Here is a 25,429-nt window from a genome sequence, read left to right as displayed (position 1 = left end):
TATGACCTTGTTAAAACATAGGGTCATCATAATCAAAATTACCCAGAAGTATGCAACAATTTATTAAAAATGCTCTAATTTCAACTTAATACTTGAATATTCACACTAAATCAGCATTTACTTAAGACAGTATTTTTGTAAAAAACCTATCAATCTATTAAACCGATTGTTTTTATAAAAATGAAATGTTTTACCTATTTAAATATTTAGCCTACTATAGCTTTATTAAATCAGCATTTACTCCCTTGGAGACGTTAGCCATGTTAGACCAAAATACTTCAGCACAACTTAAAACACTCTTGGAACGTCTGGAAAGCCCGATTGAATTGGTCGCGACTTTGGATAGTTCAGATAAGTCTGACAAGATTAAAGAACTGGTGACTGAAGTTGCAGCTTTGTCTGATTTAGTGACTGCCCGCTTCGACGGTACAAATAAACGTGCCCCAAGCTTTGGGGTGGCAAAACAAGGTGAAGAACCACGTGTCTTCTTTGCCGGTTTGCCGATGGGACATGAATTTACTTCCCTGATTCTGGCCTTGTTACAGGTGTCGGGTTATGCCCCGAAAGTGTCAGATGAAGTCCTGGCACAGATCAAGGGTTTAAATTTAACGGCTGATTTTGAAGTGTTTGTCTCGCTCAGCTGCCATAACTGTCCGGACGTGGTACAAGCCCTAAACTTAATTGCGATCTATAACCCGGGCACCAAGGCCACCATGATTGACGGTGCATTTTTCCAGGATGAAGTGGAACAGCGCAAGATCATGGCGGTACCAATGGTGTTCCAGGACAACGCCCACATCGGTCAGGGCCGTATGACGCTAGAAGAAATTATTGCCAAACTGGATAGCAATTCTGCAGCCAAAGATGCAGCAAAGTTAAATGCCAAAGACGCGTTTGATGTGCTGGTGATTGGTAGCGGCCCTGCAGGTAACACCGCAGCGATCTATGCCGCGCGTAAAGGCATTAAAACCGGAATCGTAGCGGAACGCATGGGCGGTCAGGTCATGGATACCATGGACATTGAAAACTTCACTTCCGTACAGAAAACCCAGGGTCCGAAATTTGCCGCTGAAATGGAAGCGCATGTACGTGAGTATGGTGTGGACATCATGAATCTGCAACGTGTTGCTAACATTAAAGGTGCAGATGAAACGGCGAATGGCCTAGTTGAAGTCACTCTGGAAAATGGGGCGAAGTTAGAGTCGAAAACCATCATTCTATCGACCGGTGCACGCTGGAGAGAGATGAACGTTCCGGGTGAACAGGAATACAAAACCCGTGGTGTAGCATACTGTCCGCACTGTGATGGTCCACTGTTTAAAGGCAAACGCGTTGCGGTGATTGGTGGCGGTAACTCGGGTGTGGAAGCGGCGATTGACCTGGCCGGGATTGTCGAGCATGTAACTTTGGTGGAATTTGATACCAAACTGCGTGCCGATCAGGTCTTACAAGACAAGCTTAACAGCTTGCCAAATACCACCGTGATCAAGAATGCGCTGTCGACTGAAGTAGTCGGTGATGGTTCACAGGTCACTGCACTGAAATACAAGGACCGTGCAACGGATGAAGAACATACGATTGAACTGGCGGGAATTTTTGTACAGATCGGTTTGTTGCCAAACACGGACTTCCTGAAAGAAACCGCTGTTGAACTGACCAATCGTGGCGAGATCGTGATTAACGAGCGCAACGAAACCAACGTGAAGGGGGTGTTTGCTGCCGGTGACTGTACTACCGTGCCGTACAAGCAGATCATCATTGCCACCGGTGAAGGTGCCAAGGCATCGCTATCTGCGTTTGATTACATTATCCGTTCGGGACAGTAATCTATATTCAGCATAAATAGTTTGATCTGGCTTATATCACAATGTGGTATAAGCCTTTTTTTTCCCTCATTTTTTCATAAAAAATAATTACATTTAATTAACAATTTTAGCTCATAATTTGTGCATTTTTTTAGCTATATTCAAAATACCCCTATTTAGGTGGGTGCCACAATTAGAAGGAAATGAAAATGAATAAATTGCTTATTGCTTTAGGTCTTGCTGCTAGCGTTGCCCTGGTGGGTTGTAATAAACAAGAAGCACCAGAAACAGGTGCAACCACTGGCGAACATCTTGAAAATGCAGCCAATCAAGCAGGTCATGATATTTCTGATGCCACAAAGGAAGCTGAAGCTAAAACTCAAGCTGCTGCTGATGAAGCCAGCTCTAAAATTGAGGCAGCAGGTGATGAAGCTGCTGCTAAAACTGAAGCCGCAGCAAAAGATATTAAAAATGCAGCGAAAGAAGCTACTGCAAAAACTGCCGGTGCTGTGGAAGAAGGTGCTTCAAATGTTCGAGAAAAAGCTCAACAATAATGTGAATGGTTGAAATAAAAAAGCTCCTTTAAAAAAGGAGCTTTTTTATTGAAAAATCTGACTTTTTATGCACATTACTTCGATGATAGTTGCAAGAAACAATGATTCAAAGCATGTTCACATACCATATTCATATCTTCATGAAAAATATTATGTTCAAAGAACAGGTAGATTATTACGTACTGTAGTATTAGGAGCAAATGACGGAATTATTTCCGTGACCAGCTTAATTATGGGTATGGCTACCAGCAATGCATATCTGCATACTTTATTGCTGCACTAGTTGGAGGATTACTGCTCGGATACGGTGTCCGTCTCACATATGACTGTAATATCTGGTGCTTACTTCAGCAGGATTGCTTCAGGGAGTTTGCATTGCTGGTTATGGTTGATCTTTGCCTTCCTGGGTAACAGTATTGGCGTGAAACTTCGTCCCATTTTCTTCCCGGACAAACGACCACAACCTGGAAAATTAACTGGTTGTTAAATCCGAATTTCAGCCTATAAAAAGCCCATCACTGAATGGGCTTTTTTGTTTATCCTATTTTTAATTAATGCAGCGCCGCTTTTAAATTACAGCCAAAACCCATAATCTCTTGAGCCTGACGGTATGAGGTATAACGGTTTAAAATAAAGTCATAAAACTGGTCTACATCCGCAAAATTTTTGCTTAAGTTTTCACCCTGCGCATGGGGTAATTTCACCTGTCCAATAATGTTCAGGTTTTGATGCCCCAACTGATACATCTCGGCAAAATAGCCATTCATCATTTGACAATATGCCTGTTTGACCGGTTTTAAAGATGTGCTGCTCACTGCATGCAGATTTAAAGTCTGTAATTGATTCACATCAAGTAGCGACTGGTCTGAAAAGGCAATATTGTTGCTTTTTTTAAAAGCCTGATAATCTTTAGATAGCTGTTGATTTAAGCTTTCAAAGCGCTGCTGCAAGCTGGCTACATCCTGCACCTTATATTTTTGAGGATCAATCTGGATTTTTTGCTGTTCGGAAGATGAACATGCTGAAAGTACTACGCTTAAAATTAAAGTCGCCAAAATGAACGGCTTCATTATAAATTGTCCTCATCACTAAATCTTGCAATAGTATGCCTGAAATATACAGCTATATTGATTTTTCATTCATATAACGCCAGTAACGCTTCGGCACATACTGAATATGCAATTTCATATTTTGCCGAACCTGAATATTGACACTGCGGAAATAATCTTTCCACAGCTGGTCATACAGTAATTCCTGTTCATCCAGTTCTACAGTAAACGCCTGACTATAACCACTCGCGAATGTGGCATCGACCTGATGAGCGTCCATTTCAATTTGATGCACATTTTGCAAATCATAATAAATGCCATATTTACGCTTTTCATCATAAATCAGCCAGCGTTGATCCTGATAACGTGCCTTAAAATGCCGTTCAATCAGCGGCAACACATTAAAATCAGGCCGAACCAGACTTAAAAACAGACCGTCCTGACATTTCTTGAAGCGTACAAAGGCTTCCATACGATGCTTTTCACGACCAACCTGCTTTGCCCATTGCGATAAAGCCAGCACATCAGCATGCCCATAGTTTTCATCGACCTTGTAGCGACTTTGAAAAACATAGAGGCAATAGTTAAACAGATGTTGATAAGCAGTTTGATTTTCAGATAGAAAAGTATAGTAAAAATTACGCTGACTCTGACCCGATGTTTTTTGCTTCAATCCCCGCAAGACCCGCTGTGCATGCTCTTCATTCGATGCGACCTGTATAAAATCATCAAACAAACCCTTTTGCGCATGTGGATTGCTCGTCACCTGTACCCGAAACTCTTTAAATTGAAAGGCACGAAATACACAGCTTAACAGGCCGTTCATGCTGCCATCAAAACAGTAAGTTGCCATTAGAAAGCGAAACCCAGTTGTGGCGATAACTGCTGCACATATTTGGACTGTCCCGACTGCAAAATCTGTGTCCGAATCTGGCCTGGCAACTGCTCCTTAATAAATTTTGGCGTATCGGTACAGCGGATAAAATGCTGCGCACGGTTATATGCAACACCCATACGTTTTAGTTGGTCGATATGAATTGTGCCAAAGCGACGCGCCTGGACAATTTTTTTCGCTGAGCGCACGCCAATACCCGGAACACGTAAAATCATGCGGTAATCTGCACGGTTCAGATCGACAGGAAACTGCTCAGGATGACGTAATGCCCAACCCAGTTTCGGATCAACATCCAGGTCCAGATTCGCGTGTTTTTCATCGACCAGTTCTGTCGCCTCAAAACCATAAAAACGCATCAACCAATCACTTTGATAAAGCCTATTTTCTCTTAATAAGGGTGGTGCTGAACCAATCGCCGGCAAGGCTTTTTCCTGTTCATTAATTGGAATATAACCCGAGTAATACACCCGTTTCAGTTTAAACTCTTTGTAATGTCGGTCTGCCATCAAAATAATATCCTGATCACTTTCGCTATATGCTCCCACCACCATTTGCGTGGTTTGCCCTGCCGGAACAAATTTAGGAACTGAACGAATCAGCTTACGTTCATCTTTAAACTGGATTAAACGGTCACGCACAATACCCAAGTCTTTTTGAACTTCGGCATGGGTTTTCTCGGGGGCGAATTTCTGCAAGCCTGCCTCAGTCGGCATTTCTAAATTAATACTCATCCGGTCAACATACAGCCCCGCTTCAGTAATGATTTCCTGCGATGCGCCGGGAATGGTTTTTAAATGAATATAACCGTTAAAATTTTCGTCCAGACGTAATTTTTTCACCACTTGCAGCATGCGCTCCATGGTGTAATCTGCCGATTTAAAAATCCCTGAACTTAAAAACAAGCCTTCAATATAATTCCGGCGATAAAAGTTCATGGTTAAATCCACCACTTCCTGAACGGTAAAAGCCGCCCGTTTTACATCATTGGAGCGCCGCGATACACAGTAAGCACAATCATAAATACAGACATTGGAAAACAGAATTTTAAGCAAAGAAACACAGCGACCATCTTCAGTATAGCTATGGCAGATGCCTGAGCCTGTATTCCCTAGCCCTTTGTCCTTGTTTTTTCGGTTACTGCCACTTGAGGAACAGGAGACATCATATTTGGCAGCATCGGCTAAAATTTGCAGTTTTTCACGGATACGATCAGACATGGATAAACAGCGCTAAAAAATGAATCTGTATTATAAAATTTTCAACTCAAACCGCATGCTCACTGATCTTTTATGCGACATGGTTTGACGCCTTATTGATCATTTCATTTTCATTTATTCTTAGCGGTGAAAACTTTTTATTTCATAAAAAAATAACGAATATTATTTGCTTAATTTATAGGGCTTGGGCAAAGTGATGAGATGCATAGGAGCCAAATATGACTTTATTAGAACAACTTGAAATTAAACATCCTATTTTCCTTGCACCGATGGCAGGTATTTCTACTCCCCAACTGGCAGCTGAGGTTTCCAATCAAGGCGGTTTGGGTTCATTGGGTTTGGGTGCCAGTACAGTTGCAGCAGCACGTCAACAAATTTTAGAAACGCAAGCCCTTACGCATAAACCCTTTCAGGTCAATTTCTTTTGCCATCAAAGTTCAGCACTTGACCCCAATATTGCCAAACAATGGATTGCATACTTAAAACCTCAATTCGAAAAGTATCATTCAACTCCGCCGACAGAATTAAAATGTATCTATCCCAGCTTTCTCGATAACGATGACTATTTAAACCTTGTTTTAGAAACTCGACCTCAGGCAGTAAGTTTTCACTTCGGCATTCCGCATCCTCATCAAATTCAGGCCTTAAAACAGGCCGGTATCATGACGATGGTTTCGGCGACCAATCTGGCTGAAGCACTGCAGATTGAAGCGGCTGGGATTGATATCATTATTGCGCAAGGCATTGAAGCCGGTGGGCACCGTGGCATTTTTAATGAAACATTTGACAGCGCAGTCAAAACTTCTGATCTGGTACAATTGTTAAAACAGTACTGTAGCAAGCCTGTTGTAGCTGCGGGCGGAATCATGAATGGCACCCAGGCTCAGCTCTTAATCCAGTTAGGTGCCGAAGCTGTGCAATTGGGCACCGCTTTCGTACAGTGCAAAAGTTCCAATGTCAACACGGCCTATCGACAAGCCCTGTTTAGCAAACCAATTACCCAAATGACTGCAAGCATTTCGGGACGACCTGCTCGGGGTCTAATTAACCACTGGCATACCCAAATCGATCGACCTGAACGCCCTCCAGTTGCCACTTACCCCTATTGCTATGACTTGGGTAAACAACTGCATGCCGCAGCCGCTGCACAAGGTGACCATGGTTTTGGAGCATTTTGGGCGGGAACCAATGTCGCCCAAATTCGGGAGATGGAAGCTGCGGATTTAATTAATCAGCTAGTTCTGGAAATTAGTCAAGCCTAATTTACTGGCGTATATATTCGATAAAAAACCTCTCAGTTGAGAGGTTTTTTGTTCAACATTCATCTAGCATGGAGCACGAAGCCATGCATCTTTGGCAGCATATTTTGCTTGCTCCCAGTCTAAACGGGATTGACCTTTGATTGCTTCCCATTGGGTTCTCAATTCAGTTTCCACCTGTTCAAAATGTGTATCATTGTCGAACAAAGGACGATTCTTATATCCCACCTCATAGGCGCCACGATAATCCCGGTCATAATCTAAATCACTATAGGTATTTAGGGTTTCATGGAAATAAGGTCTATCGCGGTGCAGCTCTCTCCAATAGGCATCTTCTTCGGCAGGATTAATGGCATCGGCAGCTTCATTACCCGCCACACTACCGACAATACCGCCAACTACCGCATCTGCAGGACCACCGACCATCCTCAGAGTCGCTCCTACAGCTGCACCACCTAAAGTACCGGCATCGGTCGCAACCAAATGATCGCCAGCTTCATTCATATCTGGTACCCGATGGCTTTTAGTCTCTGGAGAATTCAGGTCAGGACGCGCACTGGCAATCGTGGATGGACTAGATTGATCACTCTCTAGTGCATCATTCTGTTTTGGAGCCAACTCTGTTGGAACTGCAGGATTAATATCCGAAACTGGCCGCTTGGTATTCACCATTTTCTTTCTCCTTCTGTCAGATCCATATCATCAAGTTTTTTGGATAATTTTAGATAAATAGCTTTAACAAGCTTCAGAAGAATTCAGCATAGGGTAATTTACGGCCAGCTCTGTCTTATATATGTCCTGATTGGGTGATGAGATGTTTTCACATGTAATTCTTTGAATATTTTTTATACAAATTACGAAAAAAAGTTTTGATAAAGAAAAAGTTACTACTCTTTTTTTGCTGAAATTCTTTGTAATAAAGAGCAGTAATCTATTTAAATTGGAGCAATAAAAATTATCTGGTTTCGAGCAAATTCACCTGCTCCACCTGTACGTCACTCATAATTTCACCTTGAGCAAGGAGCTGGTTAAAATAGTCTTCCACCACATTAAACTGCTCAGCCGTACTTTCAACCTTGTACATATTCTGGCGGAATTCATTACTTGAGCGTAAACCCTTGGTATACCAGGCAATATGTTTACGAGAAATACGGCAACCTGAGTATTCACCATAGAAATCATAAAGTTCAGATAAATGTCCCAACAACACATCTTTCACTTCAGCAATACTTGGCGCAGCCAGCTGTTCACCTGTTTTTAAATAATGTGCTATTTCACGGAAAATCCAGGGACGACCTTGTGCTGCACGTCCAATCATCACAGCATCCGCACCCGTATAATCGAGCACATATTTGGCTTTTTCAGGACTATCGATATCACCATTGGCAATGACTGGAATATTCAACATTTCTTTGACTTCTTTAATCAAAGAATAACGTGCCATATTCAAGTACATATCTTCACGGGTGCGACCATGCAGTGCCAATGCGGCAATCCCGGCTTCTTCGGCACGTTTAGCAACCCGCAGGATATTTTCATGACCATTTAAATATCCTAAACGGGTCTTTAAAGTCACAGGGACATCTACTGCCGCAACCACCGTATCTAAAATTCGTGCCACCAGATCTTCATCTTTTAATAATGCAGAACCTGCTAATTTATTACAGACTTTTTTGGCCGGGCATCCCATATTGATATCAACAATTTGTGCACCATTCGCCACCTGATAGCGTGCCGCTTCTGCCAGCTCGTCGGGTTCAGAACCGGCTATCTGCGCGGATATCGGAGCAAGTTCGCCGTCAAAATTGGCACGGTACAGACTTTTCTTGCTCATGCGTAAGGTCTGGTCCGAAGTCATCATTTCACTGACGGCATGGCCTGCACCAAAATATTTACACAACGTCCGGAAGGGACGATCCGTAACACCTGCCATGGGAGCAACAATTAAATTATTTGACAGTTGATATGGACCAATATACATATAAATTCATCACTTTTTCGACTGGCATAGTATACTGCATCTGCTGTATGGGCTCATCCTTTTGGAACATGTTTTCATCATTATGAAAAAAACTCTTTTTACTTCATCTCGGTTTAAATCTTTGAGTATTCTGGCTTTGTCTCTTAGCTTAGTGGCATGTGGGGATAGTTCGTGGTGGTCAAAAAACAATGAACCAACTCTAGAAGAAGATCAAGTCAAACGTCTTATCCCACCACGTGTTAATGACCGTAGTTCTTGGGCCAAAGACATTTACGACATTACCGATCAGCTCGGCATTCCCCAAACCAAAGAAAATATTTGCAGTATTGTGGCTGTGGTGGATCAGGAATCCAACTTCGTTGCTGACCCGCAAGTTCCCGGTTTAGGTGAAAAAGCAGTGAAGGAAGTTCAAGATCGTCTGGATGAAAAATTTAAAGATAAATTGGGCGATACTCTGGGCGGAACCATGGCCGGTTATTTTGAGCAGGTTCTGAAAAATCAGCCCACCCCTGAAAATAATTATTTAAGTCAAATGCGTCGCGTGAAAACCGAGCGTGAATTAGATGAACTCTATCGTGAAATTTTTGACTATATGTCAAAACATTATCATGTCAGCGCCTTAACTGGTGCAGCCAAACTGGTCGGTCAAGACATGGACGAAAAATTAAATCCGATTACCACTTTAGGTTCCATGCAGGTTCATATTGGCTATGCCAAAGAACATAAACGTCAAGGTGGTAACATGGCCGAATTACGTACTGATTTATATAGTCAATATGGCGGTTTGTATTACGGTATCCACCGTTTGATGATGTACCCTGCCGATTATGACAAAGCGATTTATCGTTTTGCAGATTATAACTCTGGCATGTATTCAAGTCGCAACGCAGCTTTTCAAAGCATGCTCAATGACTTGACGGCAACAGAGCTTGACCTGGATGGTGATTTGTTGCTTTACACTAAGGATGGCTCAGTCCGTTCTGCAGCCAGTCAGTCCGAACGTGAACTGATTAGTGTATTTGCAGCCAATAATATTTTGGTTACACCACGACAGATTCGTTCTGACTTAAAAAAAGAAAAAGAGAAAAGTTTCGAAGATACGGCAACTTATCGTGCGGTAACCAAGCTCTACCAAGAGAAAACAGGCAAAGAGCCAATTTATGCTATTATGCCTGAAGTGGTCATTTCCGGCCCTAAACTGAGTCGTGATTATAATACCAACTGGTTTGCAACGCGCGTAAATGGAAGATATCAATCATGTATGCAACGGGCAAAAAGAATAAAAATTTAGCGCTCTTTGATTTTGATGGAACCCTGTGTAAAAAGGACAGTTTTACAGGGTTTATCTTTTACGCCTTATCTAAACGTCATATCGTTAAACAAGGCATAAAAATTCTGCCCTGGATTCAAGCTTATTATTTGAATATCTATTCTGCCCCTGCCATGCGCTCCAAATTGTTTCGTGCCATGTTTAGCAATGCCAATGCCTTAGAACTACAACAAATGGCACAGGAATATGCAGCAAATTTAATGAATCAATTAAATCAGCCTTTACTTAACCAGCTTAAGCAGCATCAAGCCTTAGGTGATGATGTTGTATTGGTGTCGGCATCGGTCGATGTCTATCTCAAGCCTGTCTGTGAGTTATTAAATATTGATTTAATTTGCACCCATACTGAACAGTTCAATAATATCTATACAGGACAATACACCACACCCGATTGCAGTTCGGAACAGAAAAGACTACGAATTTTAGAAAGATATCATTTAGCTGATTATGCTGTGATTTATGCCTATGGAAATAGTCATGAGGATAATGAAATGCTTGCGCTTGCTGATCATGGCTACATGGTTGGTGGACCTGATCATTTGCCAAACATTTTAAATCATAAAAAATTGGCTTAGTTTTCAGCAATTTTAATGTCCCAGCTCATATGCAGCTCATGGAATTTACGACATACATGTGTGATAGAAGAAACTTCAATCATCTGATCTGAAGCAGTAGATAAAAACCCAGATTCCATAGATACAGATCATTTATTCAAGCCCTAAATAAGGACAGTATTTAGTTGCTGATTCCACATCTAACAGTCGATTTCGATTAGCTGATGAAATTAGTGCACAAAAATTCAGATACGAGCGACAATATTCCTTTAAGATGGAAACTTACCAAAAGTGCTTTTTCTTACTGGAGTTTTGGGTGAATATGGACGAGAAGAAAATCGCTCTGTGAGCTGCGATGACTTTCTAATGCTGGGGCTATTATAAATCCGCTCTAAATAATCTCCTTAAAAAATCACTGGGCTGGGATGCACCCAGTGAGGTTAGGCTGGTTTTTATGCTGTCGTACTTGTTTGTTGAATCCGTTTAAGTCACCCCATAAAGCCTTACATATAACGGAAACTAGATAAAATCATTACTTTTTTACTAGGTGTAACATTCCCACTACTGTTCCCACTATTTAATGTTACGTTAACATTACCATTCGTTGCAGTTATACCCGTTCCCGTAAAGGATAAATTACCCTTTACATTAATCTCCCCTGTACCAGTAAATTTACCAGAAGAAAATCCTGTACCACCCGCTCCACCTGAACCCATAATATTTCCATAAAGGCTCATAGTTTTTTTATTCTTTACTTTAAAATTTATGTCACTATTACTTAAAAATAAAATATTTGCAATTTTGGCCAGTTCTGTATCCAGTGCCTTAAGCGTACCCGTCGTATCGCAATATTGTGTCGGTATGCCAGTTGAGCTTGAACCACATATTCTGGCTTTTTTTGTATCAAGGTTGGTTTCGGCTTCCAAATTGTAATGGTTGGGCGCATAAGCCTTATTGGTACTACCCCCATTCTCACTAGAAACATTAATAATACCGGTTGCAATGATCGTGTTAACTAAATCACGAGTATCAGTTAATTCAATAGTAACTGTACCCTGGAACCATAGCACTCCTACCGGTAATAATGAATTACCCGCATCAATTGTCCATGCTTTACTACTTCCACTGCCACTGGTCGTAATACCAGGAATACTGTTGCAAGCTACAGATGTTGATCCGATAGTAATAGTCATTGCTGGTGTTGTTTCCGCAGTAATAGTTGCTGCAGTACCTGCAGTATTGACACTATAAAGATTATTTTTAGCGCAAGTGCCATCGGCATAAAAAATATAATTTGCATAAGGACGTACTTCCTCAGCGGTTAAAAAAGTTGTTGGCTGGTAAGCCTGTACTGTAAAACCAGTTTGATCAAAAAAATCCTCTGCTGTATAAGAATTACTACCATTACCTGAAACAATACCGTTACCTTGCCCAGCATTTCCTACTTGTATCGTCTGATTACCCTGTAGATTTCTCACTTGGCCTACTTGTAGTCCCCCTGCAAATATTGAACCATTAAAAGCACCACCTCCTATTGTTATATCTGTATAAATTGCCCGAACCACGGAAGAAGCACCACCGCTTTTTGCGGTTATGTCATAACAAAAATAATTCTTACCGCCTGTACTGTCAGGGCAACCTTCTGTTGTAGTCACTACTTTATACGTTGCGATCGTCGCTGCTGGGGAGCCATTATCTTTGATCACGCCATTATTAATTTGAGCAATCTGCGTAGCGGACAACGGTTTTAACAAACCAGTTAAAGCTTGATAGCCAATCGCCGACTTAATCTGAGCCTGAGTTTGCGCATGAGTTGTCAGTGAACTATCTTGCAAACTCCGTAAAGACGTGACCATACCGATAACCAAAGTAGTTAAGGCAAGACCAATCAATAAAATAAGCAAAATAGAAGCAAACCCAGCCTGTTTATGCATTTTTCCACCACCAACAGGAAGACGCACAGTGCGAAAAACTTGATCATTCAGCATATTAAGTGCTCCTTTAGGTAGTAAGATTAAATAAACAGGTTGAGTTACTAATTGTAGAAGATGTAGTGCTAGTACTGGTAGAATAAATATTGGCTGTTATTTCTACATAATACTTTCCGCCAGAGGCCGTTGCAGAAGTGTATTTAACACCAAAAGGGGTACATATATTGATACCACTTAGTTTAGTAATTTTTAACGATATATTCCCTACAGTTGGAGCCACATTGCTTGGCATATCAGGAGCAGCGGAAATTAACGTTTGTGAAGGTGGAGGCGTGGTTGTTGAAGGAAGTGCTAACGTCGTACAGCTATATCCTGCACCATCTGTACCAAGATAATAAATTAAACTCTTACCTTCAGATTTTAATGCTTGGCAATTGCCACTTGATAATTTCCATACAATTGCATCAGCATTAGTATTTAAACTGGTTGTTGCTGTACCTGAGTAAGCTTGAATTAATTTATCACTAGCACTCCCATAAGAATCTGTAGGTACAGTCATGTTATAACCCACTCCCTGCAAAATACGGTCAGCAACAATCAAGCCTTTCATAATATTGGCATCAATGCTGGCACCGCGTGTCGTTTCAGCAGAAACATACCCCAAAGAAACATAAGCTCTTAATATCGCTAAAATAATAACTAAAGAGAGGGTGAGAGCAACCATAATCTCAATCAGTGACATCCCCTGCTGTTTTTTTAATGTACTGTTCATTTTAAGCACCTTCAGGGAGAAATCACTGATTTAATAGGAACAAACGTATTCGAACTACTTACCTGTATGGAAGGTGATTGAACAGTAACGCTTGCCGAATAAGGTGGAGATGTAGGCGGTGGACTACTATTAATTGATGCATTGACCGTATAGGTGGCTGAAGTCAAGGTACATGGTGTAGTAACACTTGTTCCATTAATTGTAATACTACTCGTATCAACACAGCTTGAAGTATCTGCCTTCACTGCAATTTGGCGCATTTTGTTAATGGTCTGAATTTGAATATTGCCATCCCTCTGCACAACAGCAGTACGCGCAGCAATATAAGCACCACCTAAACCAATAATCGCCATTAATAGTAAAGAAATCAGCACTTCGATCAGTGTAATACCGGCCTGATGCTGATATTTAGAACTGTGCTGTAACTGTAACATTAGAAACTCCTGAGCGAGATATTGTATAGCCACCAGTACAAGTTGTATCTATGAGTGCAGCATTGTTATTTAACTGAATAGCTGTACAAGAAGAACCAGAAGAAGCATTTAACGTTATCGAGACAGCCGCAGGATATTTTGTACTCCATAAAACAGTGCTGTCATCGGATGCTTTAACGTTAATGACACCTTCTGCACCACTGCTACCATTCGTTACCGTAAGTTTTGCAACCATTGGATTAGTATCTGTTTGCAGCTTGCCATTTGGATTTTTTATTGCCTCTGTGGTGGCTTTGTTATAAGCCTCAACCAGCAATTTTTGGGTTTTCTCAACCTGGGTTTTGGCTACCCATGACGCTCCCAAGGGAATTAATGAAGCTGCTGAAATTCCCAAAATAGCAATCACAATAACCAGTTCAATTAGGGTTACCCCTTTGTAAGCCCTTACCATGAGGTTAAACCACCACAGCCCGTCGTACTTGGCATACCTCTTGTATTGGTATTAGTAAGCGTTAAGGTACAGCCGTTACTCTGTGTACCATTTATACCCGTAGCAGTAAGTGTATAAGTAGTGGGTGTTATACTCATTGTATAATTAAAATTAGCAGCTTCTGCAGGTGTCCAGGTGATACCAGTCTGATTACTGATATAAGTTTTAGTATCAGCAGTCGTAGTCGTAGCGGTAGTCGTAGCTGTAACAGGATCCATTGGATACTTTAATGCTTTCTGATAAGCATTTTCCATCATCAGGCTTAATGTGACTAAATCAGACCCAGCATTATTAGCTCTTGCTTTTTTGATATAATTCCCATAAGCCGGCAGTGCAATTGCTGCTAAAATCGCAATAATTGCAACAGTGACCATTAATTCGATAAGTGTGAAACCGACCTGCGTAGATTGATGAGTATTCTTTCTATTTATATACATTTTATTAATCTCTTACAGTCTGTAACTATCTGTAAAAATACCATAAAACAATTAAGGTTTAATTTGTAGAAATGCTCATTTTTTGTTTTACAAACAAAATTTTATTAACACTATTAATAATGATTATTATTTTAAATTACATTAAATATTAAATAATTACTTATATTTAGCTTTTATAAAATATGTTGAATCAATAATTTTATTTTATTTTTCAACAGGATGAAAAAAATGTATAAAAAATATATAAATTCTTTAGCTAAATAGTTTGCAAGTATTTTTATAACAAGATGTGTATAAGAGATTTTTTTTTATTAACTTTAATTTTTAAATATTAACAATAGCAAAAATGCTCAAAATAATAAATTTCATGTTTTTTTTGAAAAAAATTAAACAAAATTTTACAATAAATTAAAAAAGTATTTTTTGAAACAGTCTACTGTATGAGTTAAATGTTTGACCTATTCCTCAAATATAAAAAGTGACTCTTTCAAAGTCACTTTTAGTTAAGAGTTTGGCTAGATGAGAAAATCGCGTCTTATCGCAGTTCAAATCGCTTTCACAACTTAAATGATCTTCCCATCTATTTAAATTTTATTTACTTCTTGAATGGAAAAGCATATTTAACGATACGTTTAAGCACACTGCCATACTGTTTAACCAAGCTGGCATTATTGTAATTTAAACCATATTTTTCACAAACTGCCTGAACTTTAGGCGCCATTTTACGATAACGGCGCGCCGGAATATCCGGATATAGGTGATGCTCGATTTGATGACTTAAGTGACCGGTCAAAATATGGAATGCCTCTGAACCTGTCAAGTTTGATGAGCCACGAATCTGGCGCATATACCAATGACCGCGACTTTCATTTTCCAGTACCGATTTCGGGAACACTTCCACATCTTTAGTAAAATGACCACAGAAAATAATACTGAATGTCCAGATATTACGGATACCATTCGCCACCAGGTTACCTGTAAATACAGGTAAAGCTGCTGGACCGGCAATCAACGGGAAGAACACATAATCTTTAAACAATTGCTTACCAATTTTTTTCTGCATGGGTTGCCATTCTTTCTTGGCCTGTTCCTTAGATTTACGTCCTTTCCAAACCTTACCAATTTCAAGATTCTGGATAGCTACGCCCCACTGGAACAGCAGGCAAAATGGAATGCTGTAAATTGGCTGCAATAAATAACCCGGCTTCCAGCGCTGCTCAGGAAACAGACGAAGTAAACCATAACCAATATCATCATCCATTCCTTTAATATTGGTATAGGTATGGTGCTTATAATTATGGGTTTGGCGCCAGTTATCTGCTGTCCCGACAATATCCCACTCAAACGTTGGACCATAGAATTTAGGATCATTCATCCAGTCATATTGACCATGCATGACATTATGCCCCAGTTCCATATTTTCCATGATTTTGGCAAAGCCCAGTAAACCGGTACCTAATACCCATGCTGGCGGGAACCAGCCTGCAAATAAACAGGCACGTCCGGCAATGGAAGCATAACGGATGGTTGAATAAACTCGGCGGATATATTTCGCATCCTTTTCGCCGATATCATCAAGCACTTCTTGTTTAATCGCATCCAGTTCACGAGCCAAATCATCTAATTGAGATTGTGTGAGCTCACCATTTTTCGGATTTTTAAAATATTCTATTTTAACAGGCATATTCATGATATTTATCTCACTTATAAATCAATGACAAGGTCAGACTGTGCTGAATTGACACAGATTTTTAATAAATTACCAGGTTCGGAATTTTGACTACCATTCACTAGATCTTTAGTTGAACCTTCAACTTTATTACACACACATTTATGACAAATGCCCATGCGACAACCATAAGTAGGTTTAATATTTTGTTGTTCCAGACTGCTCAGAATAGACTGGCCTTTAGGGATGACCAGTACTTTATTGGATTTGAGCAAAGTAATATTCACAAAGCCAATATCCGAATTTTCAACCGGGGTCATACTGAAAGCTTCACTTTTGAAACTCTGTGCATTTGCAAACAGCTGTTCCGCCTGTGCAACAAATCCGGATGGGCCGCAGGCATACACCAGACTATTTTCAATATTATTCACCAAAGCCAGGTGTTCTTGGTTTAAACGTTTGCCCGCATCTTCTTCCTGGGTATAAAAAACCTGAAAAGAAAAATTCGGATATTGTTCAGCCAGTTGTTCAAAACGTGCTTTAAAAGCAACATCAGCATATTGCTTAACCCAATACAATAGCTGGATCGGTGCTTGAGTCATACGATCTGTTTTAGAGAGTGCTTTGAGTAAACTTAACATTGGGGTAATACCACTACCCGCCGCAAGCAATATCATCGGTTGAGCCTGTTCTGGTAACAGCATGTCCCCATAAGGCTGACCAAATTCAAGAATATCGCCGACTTGAGCATGTTCAACCAGCCAGGAACTGACTTTGCCCTGATCAACTTTTTTAACTGTTAATAAGACATGTTGAGTATCAAGCTGCGTCAGACTATAGCTACGTTCATAGCGAACACCGTTGACTTCCACAAAAACCGGATGGTGCTGCCCTGCTTGCCCCATTTTAAAATGACGGTTCACCTGAATGGTTAAACTCATCATATTTTGCGCAGAATTTTCTTTTTGGACAATTTTACCCAAGGCCTGATTGACTGACCAAAGGGGATTGATTTTTTGCAACCAGAAATCAGCTGCGTACTGGTCAATAACGCTTTCAGCCAGTGAACTTAGGGGAGATTTTTTCATTTTTTCTACAACATGCATAGTCAGTACCACGCGATCGATTTTTAATTATTATACACATGTATATATACTTGTATATATATTTGTATTGTTTCTATTCATTTCCCAAGTTGCAATGCAACCGTTATAATGTTTTCGTATCTCTAATCCCTTGAAAAATATGAACCCGTCTTCAATCAAAAAAAATATTGATGCTCCTGTTGATAAACAGAATGTTGTTCATGAACCGGTGACCGTCCGTACTGTAGGACGAAAAGCAACCATTACCAAAGAAGAGCTGTTTCAAGCTGCATTGAACTTAATTGGACCGCAAAAAAGCATCTCTTCCTTGAGCCTACGTGAAGTTGCGCGTGAAGCCGGCATTGCGCCCAACAGTTTTTATCGGCATTTTAGAGATATAGATGAACTTGCGATTGAGCTGATTGATCGTGCCGGGATTGTATTGCGTCAAATTTTGCACCAAGCGCGCTTAAAGGCCTCCAAACAAAACAGCATTATTCGCAGTTCAGTCGAAGTTTTTATTGAACAGTTAGATGCAGATGAAGGCAATTTAAGTTTATTGCTGCGTGAAGCCTATACCGGCTCCGCTTCATATAAATTAGCGGTTGAACGCCAGTTAAATTATTTCCAGCAAGAATTACAGGAAGATCTCATTCGCCTGGAACGCCTCAATAACAACAGGCTTTCTCACCCCGATATCGCCGCAAAAGCCATTACCCAGCTGGTATTTAATATGGGTGCAACAGTGATTGATATCTCTGCGAAGGAACGTAAGGAAATTGCCGAACAAACCATGATCATGATTCGGATGATTCTAGAAGGTGCACGCCATCTGGATGAAGCGAAAATCCGGTAATTTATAATTTTATTGTTCGTGAAGAATACACATATGGATTCTTCACTATGCATTCAATATTTTGCTGTGCTGAAATAATTTTTTTCACTGATTGGGATATGCTTTCAGGTTGCTCTAAAGGAAACATATGTCCGCCTTCAACCACACTAAACTCAATTCCATAGATTTTTTTCATTCCTTGCGGCAAGCCCTGTTTATAAAAGTGACTCTGTTCTGCCGTAATTAAATGTACAGGCATTTGCGGTGCTTGACGTGGTGTACGCCACCACCAGGCTGGAACGGTTCTGAAAATTTCTGCTTCAATGGCTTTAGGAATAGTTAAGGTCACGCCTCCTCTGCTTTGATCTTCTGTAATAGCATGAGCAAAATAATCATCGAAACACTGCTGAGCAAAATTTTTGAACAGCCGGTTATTGCGTAAAGATGTATACGCTTCATCAAAACTGCGCCAATGATCTTTGCGTTTAAGCGTAATCGCTGCAGGCGTGATTTTATCCACGGCTTTTAACCTGAGCTTTTGCAAGCCTTCAAAAATAGCTGACTTGCTGCCAATCACAAAAGGTGGATCCATAATCACCAGTTGTGAGAACAGATCAGGGCGTTTATAGGCGGCCATTAAAGTGAGCAAAGAACCAAATGAGTGACCCAAGCCAATCACCTGCTGGTTTGGAAACTGTTGTTCAATGTCTGCAATCACCTGATCCACCAGATGTGTCCATGTATAAGTGACGGGATATTCAGGACTCATTCCAATCACTGGAATAGCTTTAATATCAAATTCTTCTTCAAAAGAGCGAAAAAACTTCTGATAACTAGCCGAAGGAATACCATTGGCATGAGTAAAATGAATTGCATTTTTTCTGAATAATTCATCTGCCATACAAGCTGCTCTTGTTAAAATTGTTCCCGTAGTAGTGCGATAGCTTAAGCAAAAGCAGGCCTGGATGAAATCACTAAATGCTTAACTCCCTGACTTGCAAGTCAGAAGGCTTAATTACAGAATTCTGCACACCAAATGATTTGACTGCTGCGGTTTATTTTCGCGAAACCACCAGAAACTGACTACCTAAAAAAGTCGCTCCACAAGTTGTCTTATCACCTGCAATCACCACCCCACGTCCTTTCACAGTAGTTGACTGTTCAGCAGCAATCGCGGACACAACAGTTTGGCATTTCGGACAATAATGCTTCATGCCATGCAAATGCACAGCCACTCCATTTATGATAAAAGAAGAATCGCATTCCGAAACTATACCGCCGTGCGAGGTTATAGAACCCAGGGTAACTAAAGACTTTGCCATTGTTATTTTTCTTGTACTTTCTTTATAAAAATTATTTTCTTATTTTAGCATGAGTTGAATTTTAAGCTAGATGATTCAGAACCCCTTCATCTTAAACATAAAAAGCACCCACAGGTGCTTTTTATGTTTCAATTCCAAATTATGGTTTAACTACCACCATCACCTGAATGGCTTCCGGTGTGACAGATAAGCCATCCAACAAGCTCAAGCCTTCTTTCTGGAATTTCTGTAAGCGTGAAATTTCATCTTCACGGATACTTGGGTTGAATTGCTTCAGGTAAGTTAAACGGTCAATTTCATATTGCCATTTATTGCCATAAACTTCTTTTGCCTGCTGCTTGAAGTTTGGCAATGCAGATTTGGCAATCTCCAAGGCCTGTGCATAACGCTGCTCAATCACTTCACGACGTGCTTTCACCACTTGACGGCAGCTATTGCCATCTAGGTGATGCAAATAGGGTTTCAGGATTTCCGGAGCAATCTTTTCAGAGAGATCCTGACCTTTTTCACTGAGCAATACACGAATCAACTGTTGTGGCAAGCTGGATGGCAGGTTCAATGCCTTCGGTGCAACCACATCCACCTTGAACCAGACTTCCATCAATACCGAACCCTGTGGCAAGGCTGCTGATTTTAATACCGCAACGTTGGTACTACCAAAAGATTGAGTATTGATCATTTCCATCACACTTTCAGTGAATGGATGCTCAAGAGTTAAATACTGGGCATCTTCACGAACCTGCGCCTGATCACGATAGAAAGTCACAGTCATGCCTTCTTCATCCAAAGACAAGCCTTGAACCTGCATTTGATCAGTCGGCTTGATGATCACCGTACCGTTACTTTGCTCATCAAAATCGATATTGGTCGACGCCATAAAGCGTTTCATAAACATCGGCAAAGTGGTGTTGTCGTCATAATCTTCAAGCGCCTGCACAATTTCCTGCGCCACAATTGGACGGCAAGAATTGTATTCCAGCAGACGGTCACGGCCTTCCTGCAATTCAGCTTCCAGCGCTTCACGCTGAACACTGACTTCTTCCAGCAAATCTTCAAACTGCTGGCCTAGGTCTGCCAATAAACAGTCTTTTAATTTCACAATAAAGTTTTCTTGCAGTGTTTGTGCCGTCGGGGAAATATTACTGAAAATATTTAAGCCTTCGTTGTACCAGCGGAACATACGCTCTTGCGCTGTACCAACCAGATAAGGCACATGAATCTGAATCCGGTTTTCCTGACCAATACGATCCAGACGACCAATACGCTGTTCAAGCACATCCGGGTTCGCAGGCAAATCAAATAAGACCAGGTCAGAGGCAAACTGGAAGTTACGACCTTCAGAACCAATTTCAGAACACAGTAAAATTTGCGCGCCATAAGATTCTTCAGCGAAATAAGCCGCTGCCTGGTCACGCTCAAGCAGGCTCATACCTTCATGGAACATGGCAGTACGGATACCAGCATGTAAACGCAGCACATTTTCCAGTGCTTCCACTACAGGACCACTACGCGCAATCAGCAAGACTTTTTTGTGTTTAAGATCAGTACGCAGCTTTTCCATCAGCCACATCACGCGTGGATCATGTTCCATCCATGCGCCATCGAGCTGTGCTTCTTCCGGCCACATCTGTTCACGTAGCTTACCGTCTTTTGACCAGTTTGCAGGTGCTGGTAAAGGTGCCGGTTGACAGTCACGACCCGGGAAACCCTGAATCGCTTCACGGGTATTACGGAATAAGATACGGCCGGTACCATGACGGTCTAATAATTCGTGAATAGCACGGAAACGCTGTTCCGGCTCATCCTGAATACCATGCCCCAACAAGCCTTCAATCGCTTTTAAATGCCCTTCTTCCAAAGGCAGGTCTGACATCAGCACTTCAGCAATTTTTGCAGTCTGATGATACTGCTCTTCTTCATCAAGGAAGCGATCAAGTGAACTGAAACGTTGCGGATCGAGCAAACGTAAACGGGCAAAATGGCTTTCTACACCCAGTTGTTCTGGAGTAGCCGTGAGCAGTAACACACCCGGGGTTTTTTCCGCCAGTTCTTCAACCAAATCGTAACGGTCATTACCGCCTTCTTCTTCACTCCACATCAGGTGATGTGCTTCATCCACCACCAGCAGATCAAAACCAGCTTCTAAAGCCTGTTCACGTAAATCTTCGTGATCCACCATCAAATCAACAGAAGCAATGATGCGCTGCTCAGTCAGAAATGGGTTTAGATCAGGATCATGTTCCTTGATGGATGCAGTACGGGTCAAATCGAACAGTGAAAATTCCAGATTAAAACGGCGGCGCATTTCAATCATCCACTGATATTGCAGTGAATCTGGCACCAGAATCAGGATACGTTCAGAACGCGATGTTTTGAGTTGCTGATGAATAATCAGGCCCGCTTCAATGGTTTTACCCAAACCGACTTCGTCAGCAAGTAAGACACGCGGTGCAAAACGCTGTCCCACTTCATGGGCAATATAAAGCTGGTGCGGAATCAGGCCTACACGCGCACCGACCATGCCGCGCAGAGGACTGTTCTTCATATTGGCTTGCATCAGTAAAGCTTCAATACGCAGGTCATACCATTCTTTATAGTCGACCTGACTGGCCAGCAAACGGTCAAGCGGTTTAGACAGCTGGATGGTCGCACCAATACGGGTTTCGTTGAGTGACTTACGTTCTTCTGAGCCATCTTCCAGATTGCGCACCACATTATAACGAACTACACCATGACGGTCTTCCAAAGACTCAACTGTCCATTTGGTGCCTTCCTGATCCTGTAGTTCATCCTTCACATTGAACACAATACGTGATAAAGGTGCATTATTACGTGCATAGACACGTGTTTCATCACTTTTTGGGAATAAGATGCTAACCGATCTTTCATCTACGTCTATAAGAACCCCTAAACCGAGTTCTGTTTCCGTGTCTGATAACCAACGCTGACCAATAGCAAACTGATGCAATTTTTCCACCTTTATCTAAAAATGAGGACACTAATTTCAAGCCCAAAATCTGCTTGGTATTTGAGCAAAAAACCAGGTCTTTAAGCAATATATTTTGACATAAAGCCCACTAAAAAGTGCGCAAAATCTATGAGGATTAAAAAGTTTTTACTTTAAAAAGGAACTGGAGCATAAAACTCCATCAGCTGTTCTGTTTGCGGATGATAAAAACTTAAGTTTTCAGCATGCAGGCACAGACGCGGCATCATCAGTTGCTGCTCAGGAGTTGCATATAAAGTATCACCAATAATGGGATGACCCAGATATTGCATATGCACGCGTAGCTGATGGGAACGGCCGGTAATCGGGCTAAGTTTGACCCGCGTCACCGCCTGTCCCTGAATTTCAAAATGTTCGATGGCCTGCCAATGGGTCAGTGCAGGCTTGTTATGATTGGGATCGGCAATATGTAAAGGTGGACGTTCAGGATCATAGACGACAGGTACGTCAACCGTGCCTTCCCCTTCAAGATGCCCTGCTACAAGCGCCTGATAGGTTTTGTCGGTTTGACGTTCCTGAAACTGGCGGGAAATGGTTTTTTGCCCCCATCTGCTCAGGCCAAACACCAGAATGCCTGAAGTATCACGATCCAGGCGGTGAATCAGTAGTGTTTTGGGTTCTATTTCTAATAATCGGTTGATCACGCAATCTTGTAAATCTTCGGTTTTGCCGGGAACGGTGAGTACACCTGCAGGCTTATGAATGACCATAAAATCTTCATCACGATGTATCAGATGTTCGGTTAGAAAATTACTCAATGTTCAATCCCAGGCTGATCGCGCAAACAAGGCGGCAATGATAGAAAGCTTGGCGCAGAATTACAATGCACAATATTCGAATTGGTGACGGTTTTTCCGATTTTGCTCAAAAATTATTTCAATCCCGTGTTATGAACGTGCTGATTGCAACACAAAGCTGACCAGCGCATGTAGTGAATTGTGTTTTAAGAGATCTTCATACGTAATGTTTGCCCCATGCGCTCGCCAAATACCCACCAAGGTGACCATAGCGACAGAATCCAAACCGTATTGTTTCAGATCGACATCAGGATCAATTTCCAGAGCATCCATGTTCAGTTGCTCTGCAACCGCGAGCATAATTCCTTTGGTGGAAAGCACATAATTGGATGGTGCACTTAAATCCCATAATCTAGTCAAACTATAGCTATTCATGTGATGCAAACCTTGTGCCGAAATGTTATCAATCCATTGAATATGCTGATCTTGATTCGACAATAAAATCGCATCGTCCACTACACAGATTTGCTCGGTGACACTTTGTAGATGCGGCAATATTTGCTTGAGCATCGGCGTGACCTGCCCGGCAAAAATCAGTTGGGGATGTGATGATGCATATTCACCGAGTTGCTGCATGCCCTGCATCAGGTCATCGCCATACAAATCAACAATCGGAATATCTAAAGCTTTGGCTTTATTGGTGATCTGAACAAGATGGGTCATGAGGTCGCTGTCTTGTATGCCTGCCATCATCCTTAGGTTGTGCAATCCCACCAACACTAAAACCGATTCAGTTGCTGAAAGCTGCCATTTGGCTTGGGAGAGGGCGAGTTGGATTTTTTTGGGCATGGAGTACAGCATGGGAGACTCTTATAAATATAAAATAGCATGATGATTTATACTATTTTAGTTTAGCATCGATTTGAAGAACACTTCGATCTCACCAATGTTTATTGTGTCAATTCCGTATAATCACCAGTATGTTAAATGAGTGAGGTTTTTATAAAATTGTCTTGAATACCTCATACAACTTTTGATTAAAGCTCTCTAATTCAGGTGTTAATAGATTATGTTTATTTAAACCAGATACAAATCCTTGCTGTATTTCTTTTAATCTTTCTTCTGTAATTTCTTCACCTAAAGATAAAGGCTCATTTAAATTAAAATTTGTGCTTCCTGCTATGCAGTACAATTGCAGCTCTTCTCTCACACTAATTCTTGTAAATTTTCCAGCAAGAAAATTTAATCTTTCATTTAACCATGAAAGAGATTTCTGAATTGCATTTTCTAGAAATTTAAAAAATTGTTCAGCATCTGGTGGATAATACAGATCTATTTCATTTTTAAACGTTTCTTGCTTATGCATTGCTATATATGCGTTGATTGAAGCTTCAATAGAAGCCTTATAACATTCTAAAATAATTTGTTTTGAATCTTTTTCATGATCAGCAATAAAAATTTGTGGTGACCATTGACTAGCTCTTGTTAATAAATCTAAATCTAAATGTGCTATTGATTTATTTCGAATAAAATTTACAAAATCTAATTGTTTTTTAAGAGCTTTAGTTGCTGATTTATCAAAACTTTTAAGTAGCTTGTTATCTAACATATCTTTCAAATTCTTTAAAGATACAAAAACATTTCGCACATTTTGTAATTTGTAAATAAAAGATTGAATATCCTCAATAGGTGCTTTGAGATTGTTGTCATAAGTTAAAAGATCATTGTAAATAATCGTGAAAGCGACATATAAAGATTTTTCATCGAACATGTAATTTTCTATTTTTAAATCAGTCATTAATTATTAAGTTTTCCTAAAATTAGCATAATATACGTCATACGAAATATCTTTTTTAATTAAATATAACTCAAACACTTAAACATTGTTAAAAAGCCCAATTAACACATATTGGGCTTTTTAAATTAATCTATACGTTCCATACTCATTTTCTTCATCAATATACAATCTATTAATTAACCTGAATCGCGGATAAGAAATTCGCTTGAAAAAAAGGTGGCTGAAAACCATTAGGGAGTTACCACACCACCTACGCCTTCAGCCACCA

24 protein-coding genes and 2 pseudogenes are annotated in these 25,429 nt (G+C 40.7%); 8 read left to right on the top strand and 18 right to left on the bottom strand.

Annotation, left to right across the window (positions count from 1 at the left end; genetic code table 11):
• The first annotated feature begins 260 nt into the window (after positions 1 to 260).
• The 4 genes and pseudogenes from ahpF to GTU69_RS05465 form a co-directional block, all read left to right on the top strand.
• On the top strand, positions 261 to 1,826 hold the full coding sequence (ahpF, locus tag GTU69_RS05480) for an alkyl hydroperoxide reductase subunit F (protein WP_166168827.1): 1,566 nt from the start codon (positions 261 to 263) through the stop codon (positions 1,824 to 1,826).
• Positions 1,827 to 2,014: 188 nt separating this feature from the next.
• A complete protein-coding gene (locus GTU69_RS05475) occupies positions 2,015 to 2,359 on the top strand; it encodes a hypothetical protein (protein WP_166168825.1) in 345 nt (114 codons plus the stop codon).
• Between the two features lie 121 nt (positions 2,360 to 2,480).
• A pseudogene (locus tag GTU69_RS17120) lies at positions 2,481 to 2,636 on the top strand (VIT family protein); the annotation flags it as partial.
• Positions 2,630 to 2,846 (top strand): annotated as a pseudogene (locus tag GTU69_RS05465) (YeeE/YedE thiosulfate transporter family protein); the annotation flags it as partial. The pseudogenes GTU69_RS17120 and GTU69_RS05465, both read left to right, overlap by 7 nt.
• Positions 2,847 to 2,910: 64 nt before the next feature.
• Here GTU69_RS05465 and GTU69_RS05460 read toward each other — a convergent pair.
• Genes GTU69_RS05460 through GTU69_RS05450 form a run of 3 tightly spaced genes read right to left on the bottom strand, consistent with a single transcriptional unit; the run spans position 2,911 to position 5,520 of the window.
• Positions 2,911 to 3,429 (bottom strand): hypothetical protein, encoded by a 519-nt coding sequence (locus tag GTU69_RS05460; RefSeq protein WP_166168823.1) that lies wholly within the window; start codon positions 3,427 to 3,429, stop codon positions 2,911 to 2,913.
• Between the two features lie 52 nt (positions 3,430 to 3,481).
• Positions 3,482 to 4,261, bottom strand: a complete 780-nt coding sequence (locus GTU69_RS05455) for a TIGR03915 family putative DNA repair protein (protein WP_166168821.1) — start codon at positions 4,259 to 4,261, stop codon at positions 3,482 to 3,484.
• Entirely contained in the window at positions 4,261 to 5,520 is a 1,260-nt protein-coding gene (locus GTU69_RS05450) for a putative DNA modification/repair radical SAM protein (protein WP_166168819.1), read from the bottom strand. The genes GTU69_RS05455 and GTU69_RS05450 overlap by 1 nt, the downstream gene beginning before the upstream one ends.
• Positions 5,521 to 5,738: 218 nt before the next feature.
• Here GTU69_RS05450 and GTU69_RS05445 point away from each other — a divergent pair, with 218 nt between their 5' ends.
• On the top strand, positions 5,739 to 6,782 hold the full coding sequence (locus tag GTU69_RS05445) for a nitronate monooxygenase (protein ID WP_166168817.1): 1,044 nt from the start codon (positions 5,739 to 5,741) through the stop codon (positions 6,780 to 6,782).
• A gap of 63 nt (positions 6,783 to 6,845) precedes the next feature.
• Here GTU69_RS05445 and GTU69_RS05440 read toward each other — a convergent pair whose 3' ends face one another.
• Together GTU69_RS05440 and dusB are read right to left on the bottom strand one after the other, a co-directional pair.
• Positions 6,846 to 7,451 carry a hypothetical protein gene (locus GTU69_RS05440; RefSeq protein WP_166168815.1) on the bottom strand — a complete coding sequence of 202 codons (606 nt, stop codon included), beginning with the start codon at positions 7,449 to 7,451 and terminating at the stop codon, positions 6,846 to 6,848.
• A gap of 283 nt (positions 7,452 to 7,734) precedes the next feature.
• A complete protein-coding gene (gene dusB, locus GTU69_RS05435; RefSeq protein WP_166168813.1) occupies positions 7,735 to 8,760 on the bottom strand; it encodes a tRNA dihydrouridine synthase DusB in 1,026 nt (341 codons plus the stop codon).
• Positions 8,761 to 8,842: 82 nt separating this feature from the next.
• Between dusB and GTU69_RS05430 the strand changes: the two genes are divergently transcribed.
• On the top strand, positions 8,843 to 10,051 hold the full coding sequence (locus GTU69_RS05430) for a DUF1615 family protein (protein ID WP_166168812.1): 1,209 nt from the start codon (positions 8,843 to 8,845) through the stop codon (positions 10,049 to 10,051).
• Complete coding sequence (locus GTU69_RS05425; RefSeq protein ID WP_166168810.1) at positions 10,018 to 10,665, top strand: HAD-IB family hydrolase; 648 nt, start codon at positions 10,018 to 10,020, stop codon at positions 10,663 to 10,665. Before GTU69_RS05430 ends, GTU69_RS05425 begins: the two co-directional genes overlap by 34 nt.
• A gap of 482 nt (positions 10,666 to 11,147) precedes the next feature.
• Here the strand turns inward: GTU69_RS05425 and GTU69_RS05420 are convergent, their stop codons facing one another.
• The 7 genes from GTU69_RS05420 to GTU69_RS05390 form a co-directional block, all read right to left on the bottom strand.
• Positions 11,148 to 12,632: a hypothetical protein gene (locus GTU69_RS05420; RefSeq protein ID WP_166168808.1), complete on the bottom strand. Its 1,485-nt coding sequence runs from the start codon at positions 12,630 to 12,632 to the stop codon at positions 11,148 to 11,150.
• A 13-nt stretch (positions 12,633 to 12,645) separates the two neighbouring features.
• Positions 12,646 to 13,347, bottom strand: coding sequence for a type II secretion system protein (locus GTU69_RS05415; protein WP_166168806.1), 702 nt, complete (start codon positions 13,345 to 13,347; stop codon positions 12,646 to 12,648).
• Between the two features lie 11 nt (positions 13,348 to 13,358).
• Positions 13,359 to 13,781, bottom strand: a complete 423-nt coding sequence (locus GTU69_RS05410) for a prepilin-type N-terminal cleavage/methylation domain-containing protein (protein ID WP_166168804.1) — start codon at positions 13,779 to 13,781, stop codon at positions 13,359 to 13,361.
• Complete coding sequence (locus GTU69_RS05405; protein ID WP_166168802.1) at positions 13,756 to 14,232, bottom strand: prepilin-type N-terminal cleavage/methylation domain-containing protein; 477 nt, start codon at positions 14,230 to 14,232, stop codon at positions 13,756 to 13,758. Before GTU69_RS05405 ends, GTU69_RS05410 begins: the two co-directional genes overlap by 26 nt.
• Positions 14,226 to 14,708 carry a type IV pilin protein gene (locus tag GTU69_RS05400; protein WP_166168800.1) on the bottom strand — a complete coding sequence of 161 codons (483 nt, stop codon included), beginning with the start codon at positions 14,706 to 14,708 and terminating at the stop codon, positions 14,226 to 14,228. Before GTU69_RS05400 ends, GTU69_RS05405 begins: the two co-directional genes overlap by 7 nt.
• A 595-nt stretch (positions 14,709 to 15,303) precedes the next feature.
• A complete protein-coding gene (locus GTU69_RS05395; RefSeq protein ID WP_086195524.1) occupies positions 15,304 to 16,398 on the bottom strand; it encodes an acyl-CoA desaturase in 1,095 nt (364 codons plus the stop codon).
• Positions 16,399 to 16,412: 14 nt separating this feature from the next.
• Positions 16,413 to 17,483, bottom strand: a complete 1,071-nt coding sequence (locus GTU69_RS05390) for a ferredoxin reductase (RefSeq protein ID WP_166168798.1) — start codon at positions 17,481 to 17,483, stop codon at positions 16,413 to 16,415.
• A gap of 139 nt (positions 17,484 to 17,622) precedes the next feature.
• Here GTU69_RS05390 and fabR point away from each other — a divergent pair, with 139 nt between their 5' ends.
• Positions 17,623 to 18,318, top strand: coding sequence for an HTH-type transcriptional repressor FabR (gene fabR / locus GTU69_RS05385; protein ID WP_086195526.1), 696 nt, complete (start codon positions 17,623 to 17,625; stop codon positions 18,316 to 18,318).
• A 1-nt stretch (position 18,319) separates the two neighbouring features.
• On the opposite strand, the gene GTU69_RS05380 is transcribed toward fabR, so the two are convergent.
• The 6 genes from GTU69_RS05380 to GTU69_RS05355 all read right to left on the bottom strand — a co-directional run bounded on the left by GTU69_RS05380 (position 18,320) and on the right by GTU69_RS05355 (position 25,161).
• Positions 18,320 to 19,198, bottom strand: coding sequence for an alpha/beta hydrolase (locus GTU69_RS05380; RefSeq protein ID WP_166168796.1), 879 nt, complete (start codon positions 19,196 to 19,198; stop codon positions 18,320 to 18,322).
• A 154-nt stretch (positions 19,199 to 19,352) separates the two neighbouring features.
• Complete coding sequence (locus tag GTU69_RS05375) at positions 19,353 to 19,619, bottom strand: PAAR domain-containing protein (RefSeq protein ID WP_166168794.1); 267 nt, start codon at positions 19,617 to 19,619, stop codon at positions 19,353 to 19,355.
• Positions 19,620 to 19,758: 139 nt separating this feature from the next.
• Positions 19,759 to 22,596, bottom strand: a complete 2,838-nt coding sequence (gene rapA, locus GTU69_RS05370) for an RNA polymerase-associated protein RapA (protein WP_166168792.1) — start codon at positions 22,594 to 22,596, stop codon at positions 19,759 to 19,761.
• 143 nt (positions 22,597 to 22,739) lie between these two features.
• Positions 22,740 to 23,384, bottom strand: coding sequence for an RluA family pseudouridine synthase (locus GTU69_RS05365; RefSeq protein WP_166168790.1), 645 nt, complete (start codon positions 23,382 to 23,384; stop codon positions 22,740 to 22,742).
• Between the two features lie 129 nt (positions 23,385 to 23,513).
• A complete protein-coding gene (locus tag GTU69_RS05360) occupies positions 23,514 to 24,224 on the bottom strand; it encodes a phosphopantetheine-binding protein (RefSeq protein ID WP_166168789.1) in 711 nt (236 codons plus the stop codon).
• A gap of 139 nt (positions 24,225 to 24,363) precedes the next feature.
• Positions 24,364 to 25,161 (bottom strand): hypothetical protein, encoded by a 798-nt coding sequence (locus GTU69_RS05355; protein ID WP_166168788.1) that lies wholly within the window; start codon positions 25,159 to 25,161, stop codon positions 24,364 to 24,366.
• Positions 25,162 to 25,429 lie beyond the last annotated feature (268 nt).

This window comes from Acinetobacter sp. SA01 (assembly GCF_011319235.1).
Lineage (GTDB): Bacteria > Pseudomonadota > Gammaproteobacteria > Pseudomonadales > Moraxellaceae > Acinetobacter.
The sequence above is the reverse complement of the archived record's forward strand: the minus strand, read 5'-3'. Positions and strand labels throughout refer to the sequence as shown.